Below are 474 nucleotides of genomic sequence, written 5' to 3'. Positions count from 1 at the left end.
CTTCCGTAGCACGCTCAATGACTAAAGTTAACGTCGAACGTGGCGCAATATTACCAATCACGCTATACAGCTCAGTACCATCTAAACCTAAAGTTTTACGGTCAGTTCCTGCTTTAAACTCAAGCGGTAACACGCCCATACCCACCAAGTTAGTACGGTGAATACGCTCAAAACCTTCTGCCACAATCGCTTCAACACCAGCAAGACGAACACCTTTAGCAGCCCAGTCACGACTAGAACCCTGACCATAGTCTTTACCTGCAATGATAATCAGCGGTTGCTTACGATTCATATAAGTTTCAATCGCTTCCCACATACGCATCACTTCGCCTTCAGGCTCTACACGTGCTTTCGAACCTTGCTTAATCGTACCGTCCGCGCGCACCACCATTTCATTAAACAGTTTCGGGTTCGCAAACGTTGCACGTTGTGCCGTCAAGTGGTCACCACGGTGCGTTGCATACGAGTTAAAGT

The 474-nt window shown here is 47.5% G+C and carries 1 pseudogene; it reads right to left on the bottom strand.

The annotated features are described in order from the left end of the window. Positions 1-474: pseudogene (locus H6A28_RS14890) on the bottom strand (hypothetical protein); the annotation flags it as partial.

The organism is Bacteroides mediterraneensis (assembly GCF_016900355.1).
In the GTDB taxonomy this organism is placed as follows: domain Bacteria; phylum Bacteroidota; class Bacteroidia; order Bacteroidales; family Bacteroidaceae; genus Phocaeicola.
Note: the sequence above shows the minus strand (reverse complement) of the source record. Positions and strands in the feature narration are given on the sequence as shown.